Origin of the sequence: Nocardioides sp. Soil796 (assembly GCF_001429525.1) — a bacterium.
In the GTDB taxonomy this organism is placed as follows: domain Bacteria; phylum Actinomycetota; class Actinomycetes; order Propionibacteriales; family Nocardioidaceae; genus Nocardioides.
Map to the genome: position 1 here is coordinate 25,212 of NZ_LMSQ01000018.1, position 7,531 is coordinate 32,742.

Genomic DNA, 7,531 nt, shown 5'->3' on the forward strand with positions numbered 1-7,531 from the left:
TCACGCCAAGCGGTCGAACTCCAGGTGGTGGCGCAGCTGCTCCAGGCCGGCCGTCAGGTGCCGGGCCATGATGCCGCGCCCGAGGATCTCGGAGAGCCGGGCCATCAGGAGCCCGCTGAGCCGCAGGGACAGGGACGAGGTCACCAACGACCCGTCGGGGTGGTCGGTCACCTCGAGCCGGAAGTCGCTGGTGGTGCCGCGCACGGAACGCCACACGAGGGTGCGGGAGTCGGGGTTCTCGAGCAGCACGCGACCGCCGACGTGGATCGTGCCGATGTCGAGGAACACGTCGTACTCGCCGTCCCCGAGGCGCTCGAAGCGGTCGATGCCGCCCATGATCGGGAAGAGCCGGTCCGGGTCCGTGGCGAAGGCGGCGACCTCCTCCGGTGGGCGTCGTACGACGACCGTGCGGGTCACGTTGGTGGCCATCAGCCGAGCACCGGGATCACGGTGCGGGTGGCCAGGTTCGACAGGCCGACCTGCATGAGGCTGGTGACGTAGTCGTAGGCCTCGTCCCAGTCGGGGTCGTCGCCGAAGAGCTCGCGCAGGTCGATCGGCGGGAGCACCTGGATGCGGATCTTCGCCGGCAGCGGGACGTGCGGCAGGTCGCCGGGCAGCAACCCCCACGGGAAGCTGATCGACAGCGGCAGGGTCTTGAGCCTCAGAAGCTTGTCCAGCTTGAGGAATCTCGCGGTGGCGCGGCCGTCGTTGAGCACGAAGAACGTGTCCTGGCCGCCGGTCGCGACCACCGGCATGATCTTCACGTCGTTGCGGTGGGCCAGTCGCAGGAAGCCCTTGCGCCCGTCGAAGACGATCTTGTTGCGGTCGCGCCACGGCCGCAGGGCCTCGACGTCGCCCCCGGGATAGACCATCACCGAGGCGCCTGCGGCGAAGAGCTCGTCTGCCTTCTCGTTGCCCGCGGTGACCATGCCGAACTTGCGGGCGAAGTCACCGACCACCGGCGTCATCGCGATGATCTTGTGCCCGAGGCCGGCCAGCGGGCGACCCTCGACGGTGAAGTACGTGTGGTAGGCCAGCGTGAACACCCAGGTGTCGGGGATGTTGGCTCCGCCACTGTGGTTGCCGACGAACAGCACCGGCTCGTCGGGCACGTTCTCGAAGCCGTTGACCTCGGGACGGAAGTAGAGGCTGGTGCCCAGCCACAGTCGCGGCAGCATGCGCCTGATGAAGTCGGGGTCGCGCCCCTCGAGCCCCTCGGGCCGGGGCGCCAGCAATCGGGCGAACGGCAGTCCCACGCGTCGTACTCCTCATCGTGGCCGCGGTGTGCGGCCATCAGGTGCAACGCGCGAGCGGTCCGTTGGTGACGGTCACGTGGGCGAGGTCTCACGCCCACCCCGGGCGTGACGGCGAGGCCCTGGTCGCCGGCCGCACCCGGGGTCGCGGTTGAGTCGCCGGCCCCCACGCAAAAGCGGTGGCGGTCGTCGTACGGCGACGGTTGACTGGCCCGGTGAGCAACGCACCGGAGGGCTTCGACCACACCGTCCGCAAGGACGGCACCGTCGTGATCACCCACCACGGCAGGCCGGCCGGCGTGCTCCGGGGCCGTCGCGCCGCCGAGTTCCTCGAGGACGTCGAGGATGGCGACGCCCAGGAGCTGATGGCCCGGCTGACCGGCAACTACAAGCACGGCAACGAGCGCACGGCACGGTCCCACCCGCGCAACCGCGACTCCCGCTGACTCCGGACCCGGGCAGAACGCACGGTCAGGAGCCAGCGCCGAGCCTCAGGCCGCGGGTCGCAGCGCGACGCCGTACTGCCAGATCGTGTCGACCTCCGCGGACTCCACCGAGTCCGGGTAGGCGTTCGTGCACGACGGGCCGGGGCCACCACCGGACATCAGCTTCGAGCACGGCTGGGTGTAGCGGTCGGGCAGGCCGAGCGCGTGGCCAGTCTCATGGGCGACGATGCGCAGCGGCGCGTAGACGTCGGCCTGGTCGTAGTCGATGAAGATCAGGCCGCTGCCGTGGCCGTCGCCCTGGTAGTAGGACCCGTTGGACGACGAGCCCTCCTCGAAGTAGAGGGTCGCGCGGCTCGGGTCCTCGACGAGCTGAACGTTGCCGACCGACGAGTTCCAGATCTGCTCGGTCCCCGAGACCTCGCTGGCGAACGACGGAGCGTCGGTCGCGTCGTAGTAGACAGTCGTGACGGCGGCCGGGGCCTTGGCGACGCCGTCCGCCTTGTCGGCCCGGGCCTGGGCCTTGGCGGCGGCGAGCTGCCGTTCCAGCCGCTGGTTCTGCTCCTTGTCCAGGTCGTTGGGCAGGTACGCCGAGGAGCCGCCGGAGCGCTCAGTCGTGGGAGCCGACGCCGTGGTGGTGGCTGCCGGAACTGCTGCGGTTCCGGCGAAGGTGAGAGCCGCTGCGAGGAGTGCGAGCGGTGTCCTGATGGCCATGGGAATGTCCTTCCAGGTTGTTCCCGAGAGTTGCCTTGCCTCTCGTTCCTAACCCGGCGGACGCTCCCCCGTCTGCGGTGCGCAGCGTTTTGACTTTTGACAGTTGTGGCTCAGCGCCGCCATTCGTACGGCGTCGTGGTCGACACCTTCAGCAGCCCGGAGCGCTCCAGGATCGGTCGGGAGAACTCGGTCGAGTCGCTGTTCATCAGCGTCTTCCCGCGGGCCAGCGCCGAGTTGGCACGCGCCGCGGTGAGTGCGCGGTAGATGCCCTTGCCACGCCATTCCGGGCGGGTCGAGCCACCCCAGACACCAGCGAACTCTGTGCCCGCGACCGGCTCCAGACGGCCGGCGCTGACGATCACCCCGTCGGCCTCTGCGACCCAGAGCTCCATGCCGTCGTCCTTGGCCAGCCGCGACAGCATGGCCTGGGTCATCTGCTCGGCGTCGCCGGGCTCGTCGCCGAAGACCTCACCCTGCATCCGGCACATCGCGAGCACGTCGTCCGGCTCGGTGACCTTCCGCAGCGTCACGCCGTCGGGAAGCTCCACCTCGCCGGCCAACAGCTTCGCCTCGCCGATCATGATCGACTCCGACTCCTCCTGCACGAACCCGTTCTCCAGCAGTGCCTGGTGCAGTCCGGGTGCCCGGTCGTGGCCGCGGGTCTTCCACTCGACCTTGGTGATCCCGGGGTCTGCCCGGTAGTGCTCGAGCGCCTCGCCGACCAGCCGTCGGATCTCGTCGGCGTCGGCGTCGCCGAGGTCCTGGTAGGTGATGAACCCGCGGCCTCCCGCGAACGTCACGAGGCGCAGCGGCCCGAGGCGGGTCACGGACGCCGCACCGGGCGTCTCGGCGTCGGTGCGCAGCTGTTCGTCGTACGCGGCCAGGAGCTCGTCAGGGTTCATGGCCGCCACTCTGGCAGTCGGCCGCTTCGGAGTGCCACCGCATTTCCGGCACAATGGCGCCCGATGAGCGATGCACAGGTCTGGTACGTCAGCTACGGCTCGAACATGAGCCGGACCCGCCTCGCGACGTACATCGCCGGTGGCCGGCCGCGCGGAGCCGTCACGACGTACGTCGGCGCGCGCGACGCGACCCTGCCGGTGCACGACGTGCCCGTCGTGCTGCCGGGGCGGCTGTACTTCGCGGGCGAGTCAGCGAACTGGGGCGGCGGCGTGGCGTTCTACGACCACGACGCGCCCGGGCCGACCGAGGCGCGCGCCTACCTGATCACCGCCGAGCAGTTCGCCGACGTGGCCGCCCAGGAGATGTTCCGCATCCCCGAGCCCGGGGATCCGCTCGAGGAGGTCGTGATGAACGGGCTCGAGACCGGCCGCCACGAGGCCGGGCCCGGCCACTACGAGACGCTGATCGAGGTCGGCCGCCGCGACGGTCTGCCGATGCTGACCTTCACCGCACCCCACGGGTTCGACGCCGTCCCGCACACGCGGCCCACCCCGGCGTACCTCGCGATGCTGGCCGAAGGCCTGCGGGAGTCGCGCAACTGGTCGGCCGCTCAGGTGGAGGCCTACTTCGCCCGGGTCATCGCTCCCTGACGACCAGCTCGCCGTCCTCGACGGTGAGCGTGGGTACGCCGACTGCGGTCGGGTTCGGCAGCAGGGTCGGGGTGGTCATGGTGGGTGTCTACCCCGACGCCGGCGGTTGAACCTGCAGACCGGAGACCCGCGTGTCCCGGGGCGCCTACAGCTCCCTGACCTGGCCCGCCTCGACCCGCAACAGGCGGTCGGTGTGCACGTTGGCGAGCATGCGCCGGTCATGGGTGACCAGCAGCAGTGCCCCGTCGTACGCCGTGAGGGCCTGTTCGAGCTGCTCGATCGCGGGGAGGTCGAGGTGGTTGGTCGGTTCGTCGAGGACCAGCACATTGACCCCCCGCGCCTGCAGCAGGGCGAGGCCGGCCCGCGTGCGCTCTCCCGGCGACAGCTGGTCGACGGGGCGACCCACGTGGTCGGCCTTGAGCCCGAACTTGGCCAGCAGGGTGCGCACCTCGCCCGACGCCAGGTCAGGCATGAGCTCTTCGAAGGCCGCGGCCAGGGGCCGGGACCCGGCCAGGACCGAGCGTGCCTGGTCGACCTCGCCGATCTGCACGCTGGTGCCGAGGCTCGCCGTGCCGGTCACCGGTGACTGTTGTCCGAGCAGCGCCCGGAGCAGCGTCGACTTCCCGGCGCCGTTGGGTCCGGTGATGCCGATCCGCTCCCCCGCGTTCACCTGCAGCGACACCGGCCCGAGCGTGAACGAGCCCTGGCTGAAGGTCGCGTCGTTGAGCGTCGCCACCACCGAGCTGGAACGCGGAGCCGAACCGATGCTGAACTCGAGCTGCCACTCCTTGCGTGGTTCCTCGACCTCTTCGAGCCGGGCGATCCGGCTCTCCATCTGGCGCACCTTCTGGGCCTGCTTCTCGCTCGACTCGGTGGCGGCCTTGCGCCTGATCTTGTCGTTGTCCGGCGCCTTCTTGATCGCGTTGCGCACCCCCTGGCTCGACCACTCGCGCTGGGTTCGGGCCCGGGAGACGAGATCGGCCTTCTTCTCCGCGAACTCGTCGTACTTCTCCCGCTGGTGGCGACGCACGGTCGCGCGCTCTTCGAGGTAGGCGTCGTAGCCACCCCCGAACACGCGGTTGGAGCCCTGGGCGAGGTCGAGCTCGAGGACCCGGGTGACACAGCGGGCGAGGAACTCTCGGTCGTGGCTGACCAGCACGACGCCGCCGCGGAGCCCGTGCACGAACTCCTCCAACCTCTCGAGCCCGTCGAGGTCGAGGTCGTTGGTGGGCTCGTCGAGCAGCACGACGTCGAACCGTGAGAGCAGCAGCGAGGCCAACCCGACACGGGCCGCCTGCCCGCCCGAGAGCGAGGTCATCAGGGCATGCTCGACGTTCGTCCCGTCGAGGTCGAGACCGAGCTCGGCAAGCACGCCCGGCAGGCGGTCTTCGAGGTCGGCCGCGCCACTGGCCAGCCAGTGGTCGAGTGCCGACGAATAGGCGTCGTTGGGGTCGACACCGGTGGCCACCGAGGCCGACGGGTCGGCCAGTGCTGCCGCCGCGGCATCCATCTCGGCGGTCGCCGCGGCGCAGCCCGTACGGCGGGCGACGTAGCCGGAGACGGTCTCGCCGGGGACGCGTTCGTGCTCCTGGGGCAGCCACCCGACGAAAGCGTCGGCCGGTGAGAGTGCCACCGACCCGGACAGTGGTTCGTCGAGGCCGGCGAGCAGCCTGAGCAGGGTCGACTTGCCGGCGCCGTTGGCACCGACCACTCCCACGACGTCGCCGGGTGCGACGGTCAGGTCGAGGGAGTCGAAGAGGGTGCGGTGGCCGTACCCTCCGGCCAGGCCCCGGGCCACGAGGGTTGCAGTCATGGTCCGATCCTGTCACTGGCCGGTCGGCAACCGTCCGGCCGCCGTCCGGTCGACCTAGCCGGACTTGCGCCCGGCGACCGTTCCCGGAGCCTCGATCAGGGCCAGCGCCTCGTGGTCCTTGATGACCTTGGGGTTCGACGACACGATCCCCGCGTCGAGGTAGATCTGGTCGAGACTCGCGCGCCCGCCCCCGCTGACTGCCCGCGCCAGGGGTCCCATGCCGAGGAACAGCAGCACGCAGACCGCCGTCACGGCGAGCGTGACGGTGGTGCCGACACCCACCCGTGGCAGGACGAGCCACGCCACCACGACGCCGACCACGGCTATCCCGGCCACGACCAGGAGCACGTTGGAACGCCGGGCAAAGGTGCTCTGGAAGTCGTCGAGGCGCTCGTCCAGGGCGTAGAGGTCCGAGAGCTCCAGCCGCCGGTTCGTGTCGTGGCGCAGGTACTTCAACCGGTCGTTGTCGGGGCCGGGCGGCCAGGTCTGGAGGACCGTGCCGTCGGCGGCGATGAACCACTGGGGCTTTTCGGACTGCTCGCTCATCGACACTCCTCGTGCGGCGTCGCCCGGACGACGTGACGCTCGATGAGATCGTACGACGTGCCTCAGACGTTGAAGCGGACTCCACCGAATCGCAGGCCAACCTGGACGGCACCCTCATGCTCGCCAGCATCGAATCCTGCGACTGCTGCGACATGTTCGCTGTCGCCACCCCTGCCGCCTGCCAGCGGTGGATCGTGGAGCACGTGCATGACCCCGACTGCCCGAAGGAATAGCCGTGATTGGACTCGCTCGTAACGCTCCGGCACGGCGCACGTTGGAGCGATGATGGCGACGTGGACATCTACGAACTTCACTACCCAGGCTCATTCGTCGCCGAGATGGACGACGAGGCAGCCTTCGCACTCAATAGCCTCCTGGGACTCATGGAGAGCGGAGTAGCCGAGGCTGCTGTGAGCCTGCACCTCTTCGAAGAAGCCCACAAGAATGGGACCCCGCCGCCACCATCACCTGATGACGTGTGGGATGACGAGTTTGAAAGGCAAGGAGCAGCAACGCGGGAGACCGCAGCCGAGTTGCTGGACCAATTGCCCACCGGCTTGACCCACGCAGAACGCCGTGCGGCAGAACGTCGGGCGTGGATTGATGCGGCCCAGGAATTGAAACGACAAGGGTGGCGCAACGGTGTATGGCCGGACGGGTACCTGCGCACCGTCCCATTCCTGTACGCCAAGGCGTTCCTCTATGCCGTCGATGGGGTAGTGCAGGCCCTCGCCACCATGGCCAGGCAGCCCTGGGCACCCGAAAGTATCGACGCCATTGCCACCGAGTGGGAAAGCGCCTTCCCCACAGTCAGGCCGGTGCGGAACACCAGCCAGCACCAGGACGAACGGATCCTGGGCAAACGGAACCGCAACAAGCCGATTGAATTGCAGCCCATCGACAACGGCATCATCCACGCGCCGGACGGCGGCATCACAGTCATCAACAGTCTCAATGGCAACCGATTCGTCTGCACCATGGCTGACGGTCACATGGGCGAAGTGGAGATCAGCAGCGCCACCCTGAAAGCCATCGGTGACCTGACTCAACGGACCATTTCCGCCTTCACCTGGGAAGGTCCGGAACGTTATATCCCCTGATCCTTCCTTCGGGGAGGGGCGTCGCAGCCACTGGCGTCCCTCACCAGGCCACCGTCCAGGTAGCGACGCGTGTGTGCGCGTGAGTTTTGTCAACTGAGTCGATGGAGTA

General features: G+C 69.0%; 10 protein-coding genes. 4 read left to right on the plus strand and 6 right to left on the minus strand.

Annotated elements, in window-relative coordinates; all coding sequences use genetic code 11:
* The gene (locus tag ASH02_RS11580) at window positions 1-429 is read right to left on the minus strand and encodes an SRPBCC family protein (protein WP_056889838.1); all 429 of its coding nucleotides are present in this window, start codon (window positions 427-429) and stop codon (window positions 1-3) included.
* Window positions 429-1,256 carry a 1-acyl-sn-glycerol-3-phosphate acyltransferase gene (locus tag ASH02_RS11585; protein ID WP_056889839.1) on the minus strand — a complete coding sequence of 276 codons (828 nt, stop codon included), beginning with the start codon at window positions 1,254-1,256 and terminating at the stop codon, window positions 429-431. The genes ASH02_RS11580 and ASH02_RS11585 overlap by 1 nt, the downstream gene beginning before the upstream one ends.
* Window positions 1,257-1,468: 212 nt before the next feature.
* On the opposite strand from ASH02_RS11585, the gene ASH02_RS11590 reads away from it, so the two are divergent.
* Entirely contained in the window at window positions 1,469-1,699 is a 231-nt protein-coding gene (locus ASH02_RS11590) for a hypothetical protein (protein WP_056889840.1), read from the plus strand.
* Window positions 1,700-1,744: 45 nt separating this feature from the next.
* Here ASH02_RS11590 and ASH02_RS11595 read toward each other — a convergent pair whose 3' ends face one another.
* Both ASH02_RS11595 and ASH02_RS11600 read right to left on the minus strand, forming a co-directional pair.
* On the minus strand, window positions 1,745-2,410 hold the full coding sequence (locus ASH02_RS11595; RefSeq protein ID WP_057294810.1) for a snapalysin family zinc-dependent metalloprotease: 666 nt from the start codon (window positions 2,408-2,410) through the stop codon (window positions 1,745-1,747).
* A gap of 110 nt (window positions 2,411-2,520) precedes the next feature.
* The gene (locus tag ASH02_RS11600; protein WP_056684820.1) at window positions 2,521-3,312 is read right to left on the minus strand and encodes a GNAT family N-acetyltransferase; all 792 of its coding nucleotides are present in this window, start codon (window positions 3,310-3,312) and stop codon (window positions 2,521-2,523) included.
* A gap of 63 nt (window positions 3,313-3,375) precedes the next feature.
* On the opposite strand from ASH02_RS11600, the gene ASH02_RS11605 reads away from it, so the two are divergent.
* The gene (locus ASH02_RS11605; protein WP_056681372.1) at window positions 3,376-3,963 is read left to right on the plus strand and encodes a hypothetical protein; all 588 of its coding nucleotides are present in this window, start codon (window positions 3,376-3,378) and stop codon (window positions 3,961-3,963) included.
* Window positions 3,964-4,108: 145 nt separating this feature from the next.
* Here ASH02_RS11605 and ASH02_RS11610 read toward each other — a convergent pair whose 3' ends face one another.
* Together ASH02_RS11610 and ASH02_RS11615 are read right to left on the minus strand one after the other, a co-directional pair.
* A complete protein-coding gene (locus ASH02_RS11610) occupies window positions 4,109-5,776 on the minus strand; it encodes an ABC-F family ATP-binding cassette domain-containing protein (protein ID WP_057294811.1) in 1,668 nt (555 codons plus the stop codon).
* Window positions 5,777-5,830: 54 nt separating this feature from the next.
* Window positions 5,831-6,322, minus strand: coding sequence for a hypothetical protein (locus tag ASH02_RS11615; RefSeq protein ID WP_057294812.1), 492 nt, complete (start codon window positions 6,320-6,322; stop codon window positions 5,831-5,833).
* Between the two features lie 32 nt (window positions 6,323-6,354).
* Here ASH02_RS11615 and ASH02_RS11620 point away from each other — a divergent pair, with 32 nt between their 5' ends.
* Window positions 6,355-6,555, plus strand: a complete 201-nt coding sequence (locus ASH02_RS11620; RefSeq protein ID WP_156409757.1) for a hypothetical protein — start codon at window positions 6,355-6,357, stop codon at window positions 6,553-6,555.
* Between the two features lie 60 nt (window positions 6,556-6,615).
* Window positions 6,616-7,422: a hypothetical protein gene (locus ASH02_RS11625; protein ID WP_057294814.1), complete on the plus strand. Its 807-nt coding sequence runs from the start codon at window positions 6,616-6,618 to the stop codon at window positions 7,420-7,422.
* Window positions 7,423-7,531 lie beyond the last annotated feature (109 nt).

Excerpts from the sequence above, each read along its gene's own strand:
- ASH02_RS11580 (WP_056889838.1), bottom strand. The coding sequence starts at position 429 with ATGGCCACCAACGTGACCCGCACGGTCGTCGTACGACGCCCACCGGAG.
- ASH02_RS11595 (WP_057294810.1), bottom strand. The coding sequence starts at position 2,410 with ATGGCCATCAGGACACCGCTCGCACTCCTCGCAGCGGCTCTCACCTTC.
- ASH02_RS11600 (WP_056684820.1), bottom strand. The coding sequence starts at position 3,312 with ATGAACCCTGACGAGCTCCTGGCCGCGTACGACGAACAGCTGCGCACC.
- ASH02_RS11605 (WP_056681372.1), top strand. The coding sequence starts at position 3,376 with ATGAGCGATGCACAGGTCTGGTACGTCAGCTACGGCTCGAACATGAGC.
- ASH02_RS11610 (WP_057294811.1), bottom strand. The coding sequence starts at position 5,776 with ATGACTGCAACCCTCGTGGCCCGGGGCCTGGCCGGAGGGTACGGCCAC.
- ASH02_RS11615 (WP_057294812.1), bottom strand. The coding sequence starts at position 6,322 with ATGAGCGAGCAGTCCGAAAAGCCCCAGTGGTTCATCGCCGCCGACGGC.